At 52.0% G+C, this 15,356-nt stretch carries 15 protein-coding genes; 13 read left to right on the top strand and 2 right to left on the bottom strand.

What is annotated here, in order from left to right; all coding sequences use genetic code 11:
* The first annotated feature begins 104 nt into the window (after nucleotides 1–104).
* From A9587_RS09905 to A9587_RS09895, 3 genes are read left to right on the top strand one after another with little or no spacing between them, the layout of a single operon-like run.
* Nucleotides 105–452 (top strand): YidH family protein, encoded by a 348-nt coding sequence (locus A9587_RS09905; protein WP_000703955.1) that lies wholly within the window; start codon nucleotides 105–107, stop codon nucleotides 450–452.
* The gene (locus tag A9587_RS09900) at nucleotides 442–804 is read left to right on the top strand and encodes a DUF202 domain-containing protein (protein WP_001113441.1); all 363 of its coding nucleotides are present in this window, start codon (nucleotides 442–444) and stop codon (nucleotides 802–804) included. The genes A9587_RS09905 and A9587_RS09900 overlap by 11 nt, the downstream gene beginning before the upstream one ends.
* On the top strand, nucleotides 801–1,298 hold the full coding sequence (locus A9587_RS09895) for a radical SAM protein (protein ID WP_000148082.1): 498 nt from the start codon (nucleotides 801–803) through the stop codon (nucleotides 1,296–1,298). Before A9587_RS09900 ends, A9587_RS09895 begins: the two co-directional genes overlap by 4 nt.
* Nucleotides 1,299–1,305: 7 nt before the next feature.
* On the opposite strand, the gene emrD is transcribed toward A9587_RS09895, so the two are convergent.
* The gene (gene emrD / locus A9587_RS09890) at nucleotides 1,306–2,490 is read right to left on the bottom strand and encodes a multidrug efflux MFS transporter EmrD (protein WP_001517436.1); all 1,185 of its coding nucleotides are present in this window, start codon (nucleotides 2,488–2,490) and stop codon (nucleotides 1,306–1,308) included.
* A gap of 403 nt (nucleotides 2,491–2,893) precedes the next feature.
* Here emrD and ivbL point away from each other — a divergent pair, with 403 nt between their 5' ends.
* The 7 genes from ivbL to uhpT all read left to right on the top strand — a co-directional run bounded on the left by ivbL (nucleotide 2,894) and on the right by uhpT (nucleotide 10,108).
* Entirely contained in the window at nucleotides 2,894–2,992 is a 99-nt protein-coding gene (ivbL, locus tag A9587_RS09885; protein WP_001300753.1) for an ilvB operon leader peptide IvbL, read from the top strand.
* Nucleotides 2,993–3,096: 104 nt separating this feature from the next.
* Nucleotides 3,097–4,785: an acetolactate synthase large subunit gene (ilvB, locus tag A9587_RS09880; RefSeq protein ID WP_105263484.1), complete on the top strand. Its 1,689-nt coding sequence runs from the start codon at nucleotides 3,097–3,099 to the stop codon at nucleotides 4,783–4,785.
* A 3-nt stretch (nucleotides 4,786–4,788) separates the two neighbouring features.
* Nucleotides 4,789–5,079, top strand: coding sequence for an acetolactate synthase small subunit (ilvN, locus tag A9587_RS09875; protein WP_001181706.1), 291 nt, complete (start codon nucleotides 4,789–4,791; stop codon nucleotides 5,077–5,079).
* Between the two features lie 72 nt (nucleotides 5,080–5,151).
* Nucleotides 5,152–5,742 carry a transcriptional regulator UhpA gene (gene uhpA, locus A9587_RS09870; RefSeq protein ID WP_000633662.1) on the top strand — a complete coding sequence of 197 codons (591 nt, stop codon included), beginning with the start codon at nucleotides 5,152–5,154 and terminating at the stop codon, nucleotides 5,740–5,742.
* Complete coding sequence (gene uhpB, locus A9587_RS09865; RefSeq protein ID WP_001517438.1) at nucleotides 5,742–7,250, top strand: signal transduction histidine-protein kinase/phosphatase UhpB; 1,509 nt, start codon at nucleotides 5,742–5,744, stop codon at nucleotides 7,248–7,250. The genes uhpA and uhpB overlap by 1 nt, the downstream gene beginning before the upstream one ends.
* 9 nt (nucleotides 7,251–7,259) lie before the next feature.
* A complete protein-coding gene (uhpC, locus tag A9587_RS09860; protein ID WP_001517439.1) occupies nucleotides 7,260–8,579 on the top strand; it encodes an MFS transporter family glucose-6-phosphate receptor UhpC in 1,320 nt (439 codons plus the stop codon).
* A gap of 137 nt (nucleotides 8,580–8,716) precedes the next feature.
* Entirely contained in the window at nucleotides 8,717–10,108 is a 1,392-nt protein-coding gene (gene uhpT / locus A9587_RS09855; RefSeq protein ID WP_000879190.1) for a hexose-6-phosphate:phosphate antiporter, read from the top strand.
* 42 nt (nucleotides 10,109–10,150) lie between these two features.
* Here uhpT and adeD read toward each other — a convergent pair whose 3' ends face one another.
* Entirely contained in the window at nucleotides 10,151–11,917 is a 1,767-nt protein-coding gene (adeD, locus tag A9587_RS09850; RefSeq protein WP_061090988.1) for an adenine deaminase, read from the bottom strand.
* 174 nt (nucleotides 11,918–12,091) lie between these two features.
* Here adeD and adeQ point away from each other — a divergent pair, with 174 nt between their 5' ends.
* The 3 genes from adeQ (at nucleotide 12,092) to nepI (ending at nucleotide 15,341) form a co-directional block, all read left to right on the top strand.
* Nucleotides 12,092–13,426, top strand: coding sequence for an adenine permease AdeQ (gene adeQ, locus A9587_RS09845; RefSeq protein WP_010377843.1), 1,335 nt, complete (start codon nucleotides 12,092–12,094; stop codon nucleotides 13,424–13,426).
* A gap of 52 nt (nucleotides 13,427–13,478) precedes the next feature.
* Nucleotides 13,479–13,931 (top strand): DUF1198 domain-containing protein, encoded by a 453-nt coding sequence (locus tag A9587_RS09840; RefSeq protein ID WP_001517442.1) that lies wholly within the window; start codon nucleotides 13,479–13,481, stop codon nucleotides 13,929–13,931.
* 219 nt (nucleotides 13,932–14,150) lie between these two features.
* Nucleotides 14,151–15,341 carry a purine ribonucleoside efflux pump NepI gene (nepI, locus tag A9587_RS09830; protein WP_105263483.1) on the top strand — a complete coding sequence of 397 codons (1,191 nt, stop codon included), beginning with the start codon at nucleotides 14,151–14,153 and terminating at the stop codon, nucleotides 15,339–15,341.
* Nucleotides 15,342–15,356 lie beyond the last annotated feature (15 nt).

Below are 15,356 nucleotides of genomic sequence, written 5' to 3'. Positions count from 1 at the left end.
GACCTCCTTGTAGCGGATGGCAAGCATATCAGGAAAGCGCCGGACGACATTCCTAAAAATAGACGAATAAGACATCGCTATTGCGAAACGACTAAGGAGCCATAGTGAAAATTTCCCGACTCGGAGAAGCGCCCGATTACCGTTTTTCTCTGGCTAATGAGCGTACCTTTCTGGCGTGGATCCGAACTGCGCTGGGTTTTCTGGCGGCAGGTGTTGGGCTGGATCAGCTTGCGCCGGATTTCGCCACGCCGGTCATTCGCGAACTGCTGGCATTGTTGTTGTGTCTGTTTTCCGGCGGGTTAGCGATGTATGGTTACCTGCGCTGGCTACGTAACGAAAAGGCGATGCGTCTGAAAGAAGATTTACCCTACACCAACAGCTTATTAATCATTAGCTTAATATTGATGATTGTGGCGGTGATCGTTATGGGACTGGTACTGTATGCCGGATAGCCGCAAAGCCAGACGGATTGCCGACCCGGGTCTTCAGCCGGAACGCACATCGCTGGCATGGTTTCGCACCATGCTGGGTTACGGTGCGTTGATGGCGTTGGCAATCAAACACAACTGGCATCAGTCAGGCACATTGTTCTGGATTTCTATTGGCATCCTTTCCTTTGTGGCATTGATCCTCTGGCGCTATACCCGCAATCGCAATTTAATGGATGTCACTAATAGCGATTTTTCCCAATTTTACGTAATCCGTGACAAATTTATGATCTCCCTCGCGGTGTTATCTCTTGCAATACTGTTTGCTGTAACGCATATACATCAAATTATCGTATTAATTGAGAGAATCACATGACAGGAAGTCAGGTTAGAAATGCTGAAGAGGACAGGCACAAATTGGTTATAGAGTATAAAGACGCTCTGCAACCTGCCGATTTTTATCAAAATTTCAAACAGCGAGGCATCCGCTCCGTGCAACTTATTCCCCACATTGAATTTGATGACCGGGGCGAGCTGACGGCAGCTTCGATGACAGAGGAGCTGTGGGGGCAATTTTTAATTGCCCTGTTCGAGTGTTGGGTGCGGGCAGATATCAGTCGTATATCAATTGAGCTTTTCGACGCCACCCTGCAAAAATGGTGCAGGAGCGAAAAACTGCAACCCCGGCGAGGCTGTCAGGGATGTGACTGGCATCGTCTTTGCCCACAAGCATGGGATGATCAGCCGGACGACGTGCTTTGTGCTGGCTATCAAGCTTTTTATTCCCACTCGGCACCGTACATGCGGGTGATGCGCGACTTGATAAAGCAGCATCGTTCTCCCATGGAGTTGATGACGATGCTGCGGTGATGCGAGCTTAAACGGCCTGCCCCTGGTGTGATATCCGCGTTGCCAGCGGCAGCCAGCAAAGCACAATCAATAACCCCATTAAGGTCATCAACAGCCCCAGACTTCCCTGGCCGGTTTGCGGCAGCATCGCAGAGAGCGACGCCAGTACGCCGGAACCAATGTTTTGCAGGCCGCCAACCAGTGCGCCAGCAGTACCTGCCAGGAATGGAAACGGCTCCATCGCGCCGCTGGTGGCCAGCGGAAATAGCATTCCGGCACCAAAAAAGAACAGCGCGGCGGGAACGAGTAGTGTCCAGACATTCATCACACCAAACCAGCCAGGGATCCACATCATCAGTCCTGCCAGCAGGCAACAGATAACTGACTGCCACATTAACGAAGAGAACCGTTTATTCGGGCGTCCGGCAAACCATGCGCCGAAAAATGCCGCCGGGATTGGCAGAATAAATAAAATACTGACCGTCATACTGCTCAGCCCTAATACTGCGCCCATCAACACACCAGAACAGGCTTCGAAAGCGGCAATTCCTGCCAGACCGCCAATAAGCATCAGTAAATAGCAGTTGAAACCGCCGTTACCGAAAAGAGTTTTATAACTGGTCAGTAGGCGCGTGCGTGGCGCATCGACAGGGCGCGTTTCCGGCATCCAGCGCGCCATACTGAACGTCACACCGGCACAGAGCACCAGCAAAAACAGGTAACAGGCCCGCCAGTTCCACATGGTATTCAGCAGACCGCCAATTAATGGCGCAAGCAAAGGGCTGACGAGAATACCCATATTTAACATGCTATTAGCGTGACGTAGCTGTGTCCGTTCATACAGATCACGCGGTAATGTACGCGCCATCACACCACCGACACCGGTTCCCATTCCCTGCATTGCGCTGGCAGTAATTAATACCGTCAGGCTGGAGGTGGTGACCGCCACCAGCGTTGCTAACATAAAAATGGACATTCCGACGAGGATCACCGGGCGGCGACCCACACGGTCGGAAATTGGGCCATAAAACAGTTGTGAGACACCGTAGGTCAGCAGATACGCGCCCATTACGCTCTGCACCGCCCCTTCACGGACGTTGAGATCGCGCGCCATATCGGCAATAGCTGGAATATAAATAGTTTGTGCCATCTGACCGACAGCCACGAGTAATACCAACATCAATAATAAATTGATGTTTCTATGCGTTTTCATTATCACAGATGCTTATATAAGAATATTTAGAATAAGTTGCTACGCATTCCAATAAATGCGGGAGAGGAATCTATCACATTGATAAATGTTAGCCAGATATATATATGGAATGATGAATAACGAAGCGGCAGAATATATAAACAACAGCGGCAATAAATGTTTCCGGAATGGATTGTAGTTTAAATAAATTCTGTAGATACGATGCGTCAGCATCGCATCGACACGAATCTGCCAGCAGAATGTAAAAGACCACCTCCTCAGGAGGTGGTCTTTTACTTCTTACGTTTCAGTACAAAACGTGATCAGTCCCTCATTTTTTCCCTGATGAAAAATTTTCCATTGTCTCTCCTGTAAACCTGTGCTTGTATAAATATTGTTAAACACAAAACAAACAAGGTCCCCAATGACTACTTCCATGCTCAACGCAAAACTACTACCAACTGCGCCATCCGCCGCAGTGGTCGTCGTGCGTGTGGTGGTGGTCGTCGGCAATGCGCCGTAGGGACTGGAACAACACACGATTCCAAAACCCCGCCGGCGCAAACCGGGCGGGGTTTTTCGTTTAAGCACCCCCGGAAAGTCGGCCCAGAAGAAAAGGACTGGAGCATGGCAAGTTCGGGCACAACATCGACACGTAAGCGCTTTACTGGCGCAGAATTTATCGTTTATTTCCTGGAACAACAGGGCATTAAGGTTGTGACGGGGATCCCTGGTGGCTCAATTCTCCCTGTCTATGACGCCTTAAGCCAAAGTACACAAATCCGCCATATTCTGGCCCGTCACGAACAAGGAGCGGGATTTATCGCCCAGGGGATGGCGCGCACCGACGGAAAACCAGCGGTTTGCATGGCCTGCAGTGGGCCGGGAGCGACTAATCTGGTGACTGCCATTGCCGATGCGAGGCTGGACTCCATTCCGCTGATTTGCATCACCGGTCAGGTTCCGGCCTCAATGATTGGCACCGACGCCTTCCAGGAAGTCGATACCTACGGCATCTCTATCCCCATCACCAAACATAACTATCTGGTCAGACATATCGAAGAACTTCCGCAGGTCATGAGCGATGCCTTTCGCATTGCGCAATCAGGCCGCCCTGGCCCGGTGTGGATAGACATTCCTAAGGATGTGCAAACAGCGGTTTTTGAGATTGAAGAACAACCTGCTCCGGTAGAAAAAGCCGCCGCGCCTGCCTTTAGTGAAGAGAGCATTCGTGACGCGGCAGCGATGATTAACGCAGCCAAACGCCCGGTGCTTTATCTGGGAGGCGGTGTGATCAACGCGCCTGCGCGGGTGCGTGAACTGGCAGAGAAAGCGCAACTGCCCACCACCATGACCTTAATGGCGCTGGGCATGTTGCCAAAAGCGCATCCGCTGTCGCTGGGTATGCTGGGAATGCACGGTGTACGCAGCACCAACTTTATCTTGCAGGAGGCGGATCTGCTGATTGTTCTCGGTGCACGTTTTGATGATCGGGCGATAGGCAAAACCGAGGAGTTCTGCCCGAACGCGAAAATCATTCATGTTGATATCGACCGCGCAGAGCTGGGCAAAGTTAAGCAAGCGCACGTGGCGATTCAGGCGGATGTTGATGATGTGTTGGCGCAATTAATCCCACAGGTGGAAGTCCAACCGCGTACAGAGTGGCACCAACAGGTGGCTGATTTACAACGCGAATTCCCGTGCCCTATCCCGAAAGCATGCGATCCGTTAACGCATTACGGCCTGATCAACGCCGTTGCCGCCTGTGTGGATGACAACGCGATTATCACGACCGATGTTGGTCAGCACCAGATGTGGACCGCACAAGCGTATCCGCTCAATCGTCCTCGTCAGTGGCTGACCTCCGGTGGGCTGGGAACCATGGGCTTTGGCCTGCCAGCGGCGATTGGCGCAGCGCTGGCAAACCCGGATCGCAAAGTTTTATGTTTCTCCGGTGACGGCAGTCTGATGATGAATATTCAGGAGATGGCCACCGCCAGCGAAAACCAACTGGATGTCAAAATCATTCTGATGAACAACGAAGCGTTAGGGTTGGTGCATCAGCAGCAAAGCCTGTTCTACAAGCAGGGCGTTTTTGCCGCCACCTATCCGGGCAAAATCAACTTTATGCAAATAGCCGCCGGATTCGGCCTCGAAACCTGTGATTTGAATAACGAAGCCGATCCGCAGGCCGCGTTGCAGGAAATTATTAATCGCCCTGGCCCGGCGCTGATCCACGTGCGCATTGATGCCGAAGAAAAAGTTTACCCGATGGTGCCGCCAGGTGCGGCGAATACTGAAATGGTGGGGGAATAAACCATGCAAAACACAACTCATGACAACGTGATTCTGGAACTCACCGTTCGCAACCATCCGGGCGTAATGACCCACGTTTGTGGGCTTTTTGCCCGCCGCGCCTTTAACGTCGAGGGTATTCTCTGCCTGCCGATTCAGGACAGCGACAAAAGCCATATTTGGCTACTGGTTAATGATGACCAGCGGCTGGAGCAGATGATAAGCCAAATCGACAAACTGGAAGATGTGGTCAAAGTGCAGCGTAATCAGTCTGACCCGACCATGTTTAACAAGATTGCAGTGTTCTTTCAGTAACCGCTCAAGGCTTGAACAGCGGCGCGCTTATCGTTAAGGTAAGCGCGTTTTTTTACCCGCCAGGACAAGACCATGATCACCGTTGCCCTTATAGACGATCACCTTATCGTCCGCTCCGGCTTTGCGCAGTTGCTGGGGCTGGAACCTGATTTGCAGGTAGTTGCTGAGTTTGGCTCGGGGCGCGAGGCGCTGGCCGGATTGCCTGGGCGCGGTGTGCAGGTGTGTATTTGCGACATCTCAATGCCGGATATTTCGGGGCTGGAGTTGCTAAGTCTGCTACCAAAAGGGATGGCGACAATTATGCTCTCCGTTCATGACAGTCCGGCGCTGGTTGAACAGGCGCTTAATGCGGGCGCGCGCGGTTTTCTCTCCAAACGTTGTAGCCCGGACGAACTGATCGCCGCCGTGCATACAGTTGCCACGGGCGGCTGTTATCTGACGCCGGACATCGCCATTAAGCTGGCATCCGGCCGCCAGGATCCACTGACCAAACGCGAACGTCAGGTGGCGGAAAAGCTGGCGCAAGGGATGGCAGTAAAAGAGATCGCCGCTGAACTGGGGTTGTCGCCTAAAACAGTGCACGTACATCGCGCTAATCTGATGGAAAAACTGGGCGTCAGTAACGACGTTGAACTGGCTCGCCGTATGTTTGATGGCTGGTGATGAAGACGTTTTTTTCCCGCTTAATTACCGTTATTGCCTGCTTTTTTATTTTCTCTGCCGCGTGGTTTTGCCTGTGGAGTATCAGCCTGCATTTGGTTGAACGCCCGGAGCTGGCTGTGCTGCTGTTCCCGTTTGGCTTGCGGCTGGGACTGATGTTGCAATGCCCGCGCGGATACTGGCCCGTATTGCTGGGCGCGGAATGGTTGCTGATTTACTGGTTGATGCAGGCGGTTGGGTTAACGCATTTTCCGTTATTGATGATCGGTAGTTTACTGACGTTACTGCCCGTGGCGTTGATTTCTCGCTATCGCCATCAGCGTGACTGGCGCACGTTGCTGTTACAAGGAGCAGCGTTGACGGCGGCAGCGTTGTTACAGTCACTGCCCTGGCTTTGGCACAGGTATGGAAACGAGTCGTGGAACGCGCTGTTATTGACCTTAACTGGCGGTCTGACGCTGGCTCCTGTTTGTCTCGTGTTCTGGCATTACCTGGCGAATAACACCTGGCTACCGCTGGGGCCGTCGCTGGTTTCTCAGCCGATAAACTGGCGTGGACGCCATCTGGTCTGGTACTTGCTGCTGTTTGTTATCAGTCTCTGGCTGCAACTGGGGCTGCCGAACGAACTGTCGCGCTTTACGCCATTCTGCCTGGCGCTGCCGATTATTGCCCTGGCCTGGCACTATGGCTGGCAAGGAGCGCTGATTGCGACGCTGATGAACGCCATTGCGTTGATTGCCAGCCAGACATGGCATGATCATCCGGTGGATTTATTGCTCTCGCTGCTGGTGCAAAGCCTTACAGGCTTGTTGCTTGGTGCAGGTATTCAGCGACTGCGCGAGCTTAACCAGTCGCTGCAAAAGGAACTGGCGCGCAATCAGCATCTTGCCGAACGTTTGCTGGAAACCGAAGAGAGCGTGCGCCGCGACGTAGCGCGTGAACTGCACGATGATATCGGCCAGACCATCACCGCTATTCGCACTCAGGCGGGCATTGTTCAGCGATTGGCAGCGGATAACGCCAGTGTGAAGCAGAGTGGGCAGCTAATCGAACAACTGTCGCTGGGCGTTTACGACGCGGTGCGCCGCTTGTTAGGGCGGTTACGCCCACGTCAGTTGGATGACCTCACTCTTGAGCAGGCCATCCGTTCACTGATGCGAGAAATGGAACTGGAGGGGCGCGGTATTATCAGTCATCTCGAATGGCGGATAGATGAATCGGCGTTAAGTGAAAACCAGCGAGTAACGCTGTTTCGTGTCTGCCAGGAAGGGCTGAACAACATTGTGAAACATGCCGATGCCAGTGCGGTCACGCTGCAAGGCTGGCAGCAGGATGAGCGGTTAATGCTGGTGATTGAAGACGATGGTAGCGGTTTGCCGCCAGACTCAGGGCAACACGGTTTTGGCCTCACCGGAATGCGTGAGCGTGTAACGGCGCTGGGCGGCACCTTAACCATCTCCTGTCTGCACGGCACACGCGTCAGTGTCTCTCTCCCCCAACGTTATGTCTAAGGCTTGATGATGTTGCAGTTTCTGAAAGCGCCTGCCGACGCGCCGCTGATGAGTGATAAACGTGAAATTGATGCCTGCTACCGCTACTGGCGTCGGCATATTTTGTTGACCATCTGGTTAGGTTATGCGCTGTTTTATTTCACGCGTAAAAGTTTTAACGCCGCTATGCCGGAAATCCTTGCTACCGGCGTGCTAAGTCGTAGCGATATTGGCCTGTTAGCAACCCTGTTTTATATCACCTACGGTTTGTCGAAGTTTGTCTCCGGCATTGTCAGCGACCGCTCAAATGCGCGTTATTTTATGGGGATTGGGCTTATCGCGACTGGCATCATCAACATTCTGTTTGGATTTTCCACTTCGCTATGGGCGTTTGCCGTGCTCTGGGTGTTGAACGCCTTTTTCCAGGGCTGGGGGTCGCCGGTTTGTGCGCGTCTGTTAACTGCCTGGTATTCACGTACCGAGCGTGGCGGTTGGTGGGCGCTGTGGAATACGGCACATAACGTTGGCGGTGCGTTGATCCCCATCGTGATGGCGGCAGTTGCGCTGCATTATAGCTGGCGTATCGGGATGATGATTGCCGGAAGTTTAGCCATTATAGTGGGGGTTTTTCTCTGCTGGCGGCTACGCGACCGCCCGCAGGCGTTAGGTTTACCGGCGGTCGGAGAATGGCGGCACGACGCACTGGAGGTAGCCCAGCAACAGGAAGGGGCGGGGTTGACACGTAAAGAGATCCTCACCAAATATGTGTTGCTGAATCCATACATCTGGCTGCTTTCGTTCTGCTACGTGCTGGTTTACGTGGTTCGTGCAGCGATTAACGACTGGGGCAACTTGTACATGTCCGAGACGCTGGGCGTCGATTTGGTGACGGCGAATACCGCGGTAACCATGTTTGAACTGGGCGGATTTATCGGTGCGCTGGTTGCAGGCTGGGGATCGGACAAACTGTTTAACGGTAACCGTGGGCCGATGAATTTGATATTCGCCGCGGGGATTTTGCTTTCTGTCGGCTCGCTGTGGCTGATGCCGTTTGCCAGTTACGTGATGCAGGCGACCTGCTTTTTCACCATTGGCTTTTTTGTTTTTGGCCCGCAGATGTTAATCGGCATGGCAGCGGCAGAGTGTTCTCACAAAGAGGCGGCAGGGGCAGCGACGGGGTTTGTCGGCTTGTTTGCTTATCTTGGGGCATCGCTCGCCGGTTGGCCGCTGGCGAAAGTGCTCGATACCTGGCACTGGAGCGGTTTTTTTGTGGTTATCGCTATCGCCGCTGGGATTTCGGCGCTGCTGTTACTGCCCTTTTTGAATGCTCAGGCACCACGCGAAGCGTGATGCATCTCACCTTTTTACTTCATATCCGGCAAAACTAAGAAATTTTCCTGGTTTTGCCTGGACGCTATCCCAGGCCTGATTTGCTGCTGATTTTTACAATGAATACCTCACGCAGGTATTCATTTCAGGAGTAACCCATGCTGGCTTTCCTCAACCAGGTTCGCAAGCCGACTCTGGATCTTCCGCTCGAAGTGCGGCGCAAAATGTGGTTCAAACCGTTCATGCAATCCTACCTGGTGGTCTTTATTGGCTACCTGACGATGTACCTGATTCGTAAGAACTTTAACATTGCGCAGAACGACATGATCTCCACCTACGGGCTGAGCATGACGCAGTTGGGGATGATAGGACTGGGCTTCTCCATCACCTATGGCGTGGGTAAAACGCTGGTTTCCTATTACGCTGACGGCAAAAATACTAAGCAGTTCCTGCCATTCATGCTGATCCTTTCAGCTATTTGTATGCTGGGGTTCAGCGCCAGTATGGGCAGCGGCTCGGTTAGCCTGTTCCTGATGATTGCTTTCTACGCCTTAAGCGGCTTTTTCCAGAGCACCGGCGGTTCGTGCAGTTACTCCACCATCACCAAATGGACGCCGCGTCGTAAGCGCGGGACGTTCCTCGGTTTCTGGAACATTTCCCACAACCTCGGCGGCGCGGGTGCGGCGGGTGTGGCGCTGTTCGGCGCAAATTACCTGTTCGATGGCCACGTGATTGGCATGTTTATTTTCCCGTCGATTATTGCACTGATTGTCGGTTTTATCGGTCTGCGTTACGGAAGTGACTCCCCTGAAGCTTATGGTCTTGGCAAAGCCGAAGAACTGTTCGGTGAAGAGATCAGCGAAGAGGACAAAGAGACGGAATCCACGGATATGACCAAGTGGCAGATCTTTGTCGAATATGTTTTGAAAAACAAAGTGATCTGGCTGCTGTGCTTCGCCAACATCTTCCTGTACGTGGTGCGTATTGGTATCGACCAGTGGTCAACCGTCTACGCTTTCCAGGAACTCAAACTCTCTAAAGCGGTAGCGATTCAGGGCTTTACGCTGTTTGAAGCAGGCGCACTGGTCGGTACGCTGCTGTGGGGCTGGCTCTCCGACCTGGCGAATGGTCGCCGTGGCCTGGTGGCCTGCATCGCGCTGGCACTGATTATCGCGACACTCGGTGTGTATCAGCACGCCAGCAATCAATATATCTACCTGGCTTCTCTCTTTGCATTAGGTTTCCTGGTATTTGGTCCGCAACTGTTGATTGGCGTGGCGGCTGTTGGCTTTGTACCGAAAAAAGCGATCGGCGCTGCCGACGGGATTAAAGGCACCTTCGCCTACCTGATTGGTGACAGCTTTGCCAAGTTAGGTCTGGGGATGATTGCCGATGGTACTCCGGTATTCGGCCTTACCGGCTGGGCTGGAACCTTCGCCGCGCTGGATATCGCCGCAATTGGCTGTATCTGCCTGATGGCGATAGTCGCGGTGATGGAAGAACGCAAAATCCGCCGCGAGAAAAAAATTCAGCAGTTGACAGTGGCATAAACGTAACTGGTGACTTTTGCCCGGCATGATGCCGGGCTTTTTTTATTCCGCGATCTCAAGCGTAGTGAAGGAAAACGTTTCGCCATCAAACAAACCCTGGCTGGTCAGTTTCAGCGCGGGGATCACTGGCAGGGAAAGAAATGCCATCTGAATAAACGGTTCATCCGGTAGTGGACCACATTCACGGGCGGCGACTTTCAATGCGTCAATTTGTTCCGCCAGTGACTGCGCTGTGTCGGTGCTCATCAGCCCGGCAATGGGCAACGGCAGGTGGCTCTGTACCTGACCGTTACGTACTACGCAAAGCCCACCGCCGTCCTGAATAACCTGATTCACCGCCAGCGCCATTTCTTCGGTGCTACGACCGATCACCACAATATTATGGCTGTCATGGCTGACCGTCGCCGCCATCGCGCCTTCGTTCAGGCCAAAGCCGCCGAGCAAACCACAGGCCGGAGCCAGTCGTTGCCCGTAGCGCTCAAGCACGGCAATAAAGCACACATCATCGCGATCAAAACCGTTTTCGCTGTAAACGCAGGAGCGGGAGTGCGTAATCAGTTCGTTATGAATAACGTCAATGACACGATAGCGTTTTCCGGGAGTAAATTGCAGCGCAAAGTCGCTGGCGGAAACTGGCTGGCGGGCAATGGTATTGCCATACGGCGGGGCAGATTGCGCCAGTCTTACCGACTCTTGTGCCTGTAAGGTTTGTGCGTCAATCGGTTCGCCTTTCACCAGTACCTGTTGTACTGTGACCTTACGCGCGTCACTTAGCAGAACGATATCGGCCTGTTTGCCTGGTGCCAGTAAACCGAGATGATTAAGACCAAAATGACGCGCCGTCGACCAACTGGCTACACGATATGCCACATGCAGCGGCACATTGTGTTGTTCGATCAGGCGGCGGATTAAGGCGTCGATATGCCCTTCATGGGCAATTTCCCACGGGTTACGGTCATCGGTACAGAGCATGCATTGCGGGCTGTTAAATTCGTTGATCAACGGTGCCAGTGCATTGAGATTGCGGGCGGCGGACCCTTCGCGGATCATCAACGACATACCGAGTTGTAATTTCCGGCGACCTTCTTCCAGCAGATAACTTTCGTGGCAGTTTTCAATACCCGCAGCAATATAAGCGTTAAGTTCTTTACCACCCAAACCGGGACAGTGACCGTCCAGCGTCAGATGGCGAAACGCGTCCAGTTTATCGAGTAGCGCATTTTGGCCGCTAATCACGCCTGGATAGTCCATCATCTCGGCCAGACCGGTAACCTGCGGATGATCCCGCCAGGTGAGCATCTGTTCGAGGGTAAAACTGGCACCGTTTACATCGCAGCCTTCCAGGGCGGGAACGCAAGAACTGACCTGCAAATACTGATTCTGCCTTGCCTGTTCAGCGCAGCGGGCAAACCAGGCGAATCCGGCTTCACCCATGACGTTGACGATTTCATGAGGGTCGCAAATGACGGTTGTCAGGCCACGCGGCAGGGTGGCGGTTTCAAAGGTGACTGGCGTCATCATGCTGGATTCAATATGCAGGTGAGCATCAATAAACCCCGGCACTGCCGTTGCGCCGTTAGCATCAATTCGATGCAAAGCCGGAGCGTCGGCGTATTCTGCGCCAACACCGGCAATGTAACGCCCTTTAATCACTATCGGGCCGGAAATTTCTCCGCCATTGATCAGATCCAGAATAGAGACATTATCAATAATATAATCGGCAACGGCTTCTCCACGGGATACGGCTAACAATTCCTGGTATTCGCCCCGACTAATGTGATGAAATTTATGGCTAATAGAATTATTCATGTTTTTCTCATTTTGATTTTATCAGTTTGATTATTATTTATCATAAAGAAACGTCGCGAGATTATTAAAGAATATCCATTAATGTGCAATTGAAATGTGATAATTATCACTGAACCGTTGTTGTCATTTGTTTTACAAAAGCAAGGGATTAAATCTCCTTCAATGGACAAAAAAATGAATAATGACAATACCGATTACGTGAGTAATGAATCAGGGACGCTTTCGCGATTATTTAAACTGCCGCAACATGGGACCACCGTCCGCACAGAATTGATTGCAGGGATGACCACTTTTTTAACCATGGTGTACATCGTTTTCGTTAACCCGCAAATTCTCGGTGCGGCGCAAATGGATCCGAAAGTGGTGTTTGTCACCACCTGTCTGATTGCCGGTATCGGCAGCATTGCGATGGGGATATTTGCTAACTTACCCGTAGCGCTGGCTCCAGCAATGGGGCTGAATGCCTTCTTTGCGTTTGTGGTGGTGGGGGCAATGGGCATCTCCTGGCAGACCGGTATGGGCGCTATATTCTGGGGCGCAATAGGGCTATTTTTGCTCACGCTTTTTCGTATACGTTACTGGATGATATCTAACATTCCGTTAAGTTTACGTATTGGTATCACCAGTGGCATCGGGTTATTTATTGCCTTAATGGGATTAAAAAACACCGGTGTTATTGTCGCCAATAAAGATACGCTGGTGATGATTGGTGATTTAAGTTCTCATGGTGTGTTGTTGGGTATTTTAGGTTTTTTTATTATAACCGTGTTGTCATCACGTAATTTTCACGCCGCGGTGTTGGTTTCTATTGTTGTTACTTCCTGCTGTGGATTATTTTTTGGTGATGTTCATTTTAGCGGCATCTATTCCATTCCACCTGATATTAGCGGTGTTATTGGTGAAGTTGATTTGAGCGGAGCATTGTCGCTTGAACTGGCCGGTATCATTTTCTCCTTTATGTTGATCAACCTATTTGATTCATCAGGAACATTAATTGGCGTAACTGATAAAGCTGGCTTAATAGATAGTCACGGTAAATTCCCGAATATGAATAAGGCGCTGTATGTCGATAGCGTCAGTTCGGTGGCTGGCGCGTTTATCGGCACCTCTTCTGTTACCGCCTATATTGAAAGTACTTCTGGTGTGGCGGTCGGTGGTCGCACGGGGCTGACTGCGGTAGTGGTCGGCGTTATGTTCCTGCTGGTTATGTTTTTCTCGCCGCTGGTGGCGATGGTTCCTCCTTACGCAACCGCCGGGGCGTTAATCTTTGTTGGTGTGTTGATGACTTCAAGTCTGGCGCGCGTTAACTGGGATGATTTTACCGAATCGGTGCCCGCATTTATTACCACGGTAATGATGCCTTTTACCTTTTCAATTACTGAAGGTATCGCGCTGGGCTTTATGTCGTACTGCATCATGAAAGTGTGCACCGGGCGCTGGCGCGATCTGAACCTGTGTGTGGTGGTGGTAGCGGCGCTATTTGCGTTGAAAATCATCCTGGTGGATTAGTATCTGATAAGTGTTTCCAGATATCATGAGTGCCGTTTACGCAGGAGAACTCATGATCTGGATAATGCTTGCCACGCTGGCGGTGGTGTTTGTGGTTGGTTTTCGGGTGCTGACATCCGGGGCCAGAAAAGCGATTCGCCGCCTGAGCGATCGGCTGAATATTGACGTGGTGCCTGTCGAATCGATGGTCGATCAGATGGGAAAATTAGCCGGTGACGAATTTTTACGTTATCTGCATCGCCCGGATGAGTCGCACTTGCAAAACGCCGCGCAGGTGTTGCTCATCTGGCAAATTGTCATTGTCGATGGCAGTGAACAGAACCTGCATCAGTGGCATCGAATTTTGCAAAAAGCCCGTCTCGCCGCACCCATTACCGATGCACAGGTGAGGCTGGCGCTGGGTTTTCTACGAGAGACAGAGCCTGAAATGCAGGAAATTACCGCTTTCCAGATGCGCTATAACGCGTTTTTTCAGCCTACTGAGGGCGTTCACTGGCTGCATTAAAACCGCTTTGCCTGATGCGACGCTGGCGCGTCTTATCAGGCCTACAGACCGAGTACGGATAAGGCGTTCACGCCGCATCCGGCAATCTTTGTCTTGTTCCGTTTCAATCTTACCCCTACCTCATGCGACACCGTAAAAGTTGCAAAAACGTTAAATGCATCACACATTTCAATGTTAAAGTGGTCGGCTTTTCCCCTGAAACATGCCTCGAGTAACACCATGAGTGAATTTATTACAGAAAACCGCGGCGCGGGTGCCATCAGCCGACCGAACTGGTCAGCCGTTTTCTCGGTGGCGTTTTGCGTCGCTTGCCTGATTATCGTTGAGTTTTTGCCTGTCAGTTTATTGACGCCAATGGCTCAGGATTTAGGTATTTCGGAAGGTGTTGCCGGACAATCGGTGACTATTACCGCCTTTGTAGCGATGTTTGCCAGTTTGTTTATTACCCAGACAATTCAGGCCACTGACCGTCGCTACGTTGTTATTTTGTTTGCCGTTTTGCTGACGCTCTCTTGCTTGCTGGTTTCCTTTGCCGGTTCCTTCAGGATGTTGTTAATCGGCCGCGCTTGTCTGGGACTGGCGCTGGGTGGGTTCTGGGCAATGTCAGCGTCGCTGACCATGCGGCTGGTGCCGCCTCGAATGGTGCCGAAGGCTCTGTCGGTGATCTTCGGTGCCGTTTCTATCGCGCTGGTGATTGCCGCGCCGTTAGGCAGCTTTTTAGGCGAGCTTATCGGCTGGCGCAATGTCTTTAACGCGGCGGCAGTGATGGGCGTTCTGTGTATTTTCTGGATTATTAAATCATTGCCCTCACTGCCTGGCGAACCGTCACATCAGAAGCAAAATACCTTCCGCCTGTTGCAGCGTCCGGGGGTGATGGCCGGGATGATCGCTATCTTTATGTCCTTTGCGGGGCAATTCGCTTTCTTCACTTATATTCGCCCTGTGTATATGAATCTGGCGGGATTCGGCGTAGATGGCTTAACGCTGGTACTGCTGAGTTTTGGTCTCGCCAGCTTTGTCGGTACATCGCTTTCGTCGATCATTCTTAAACGTTCGGTAAAACTGGCCTTAGCGGGCGCACCGTTAGTGCTCGCCTTTAGCGCGCTGATACTGGTGTTGTGGGGAAGCGATAAAATTGTTGCTACCGGCGTGGCGATTATCTGGGGGCTGACCTTTGCTTTAATTCCCGTTGGCTGGTCAACGTGGATCACCCGCTCACTGGCTGATCAAGCAGAAAAAGCCGGGTCTATTCAGGTGGCCGTTATTCAGCTTGCCAATACCTGTGGCGCGGCAATCGGCGGTTATGCGTTGGATAACATTGGCCTGACTTCGCCGTTAATATTGTCCGGTACGTTGATGTTGCTTACCGCACTGTTGGTTACCGCAAAGGTGAAAATGAAGAAATCCTGATGTCAGGTTAAAGAG

The sequence above is a fragment of the Escherichia sp. MOD1-EC6162 genome (assembly GCF_002965125.1).
Classification (GTDB): Bacteria; Pseudomonadota; Gammaproteobacteria; order Enterobacterales; family Enterobacteriaceae; genus Escherichia; species Escherichia marmotae.
The sequence above is the reverse complement of the archived record's forward strand: the minus strand, read 5'-3'. Positions and strand labels throughout refer to the sequence as shown.

Excerpts from the sequence above, each read along its gene's own strand:
- adeQ (WP_010377843.1), top strand. The coding sequence starts at position 12,092 with ATGAATAATGACAATACCGATTACGTGAGTAATGAATCAGGGACGCTT.
- uhpA (WP_000633662.1), top strand. The coding sequence starts at position 5,152 with ATGATCACCGTTGCCCTTATAGACGATCACCTTATCGTCCGCTCCGGC.
- uhpT (WP_000879190.1), top strand. The coding sequence starts at position 8,717 with ATGCTGGCTTTCCTCAACCAGGTTCGCAAGCCGACTCTGGATCTTCCG.
- uhpC (WP_001517439.1), top strand. The coding sequence starts at position 7,260 with ATGTTGCAGTTTCTGAAAGCGCCTGCCGACGCGCCGCTGATGAGTGAT.
- ilvB (WP_105263484.1), top strand. The coding sequence starts at position 3,097 with ATGGCAAGTTCGGGCACAACATCGACACGTAAGCGCTTTACTGGCGCA.
- A9587_RS09895 (WP_000148082.1), top strand. The coding sequence starts at position 801 with ATGACAGGAAGTCAGGTTAGAAATGCTGAAGAGGACAGGCACAAATTG.
- adeD (WP_061090988.1), bottom strand. The coding sequence starts at position 11,917 with ATGAATAATTCTATTAGCCATAAATTTCATCACATTAGTCGGGGCGAA.
- ivbL (WP_001300753.1), top strand. The coding sequence starts at position 2,894 with ATGACTACTTCCATGCTCAACGCAAAACTACTACCAACTGCGCCATCC.
- nepI (WP_105263483.1), top strand. The coding sequence starts at position 14,151 with ATGAGTGAATTTATTACAGAAAACCGCGGCGCGGGTGCCATCAGCCGA.
- uhpB (WP_001517438.1), top strand. The coding sequence starts at position 5,742 with ATGAAGACGTTTTTTTCCCGCTTAATTACCGTTATTGCCTGCTTTTTT.
- A9587_RS09900 (WP_001113441.1), top strand. The coding sequence starts at position 442 with ATGCCGGATAGCCGCAAAGCCAGACGGATTGCCGACCCGGGTCTTCAG.
- ilvN (WP_001181706.1), top strand. The coding sequence starts at position 4,789 with ATGCAAAACACAACTCATGACAACGTGATTCTGGAACTCACCGTTCGC.
- A9587_RS09840 (WP_001517442.1), top strand. The coding sequence starts at position 13,479 with ATGATCTGGATAATGCTTGCCACGCTGGCGGTGGTGTTTGTGGTTGGT.
- emrD (WP_001517436.1), bottom strand. The coding sequence starts at position 2,490 with ATGAAAACGCATAGAAACATCAATTTATTATTGATGTTGGTATTACTC.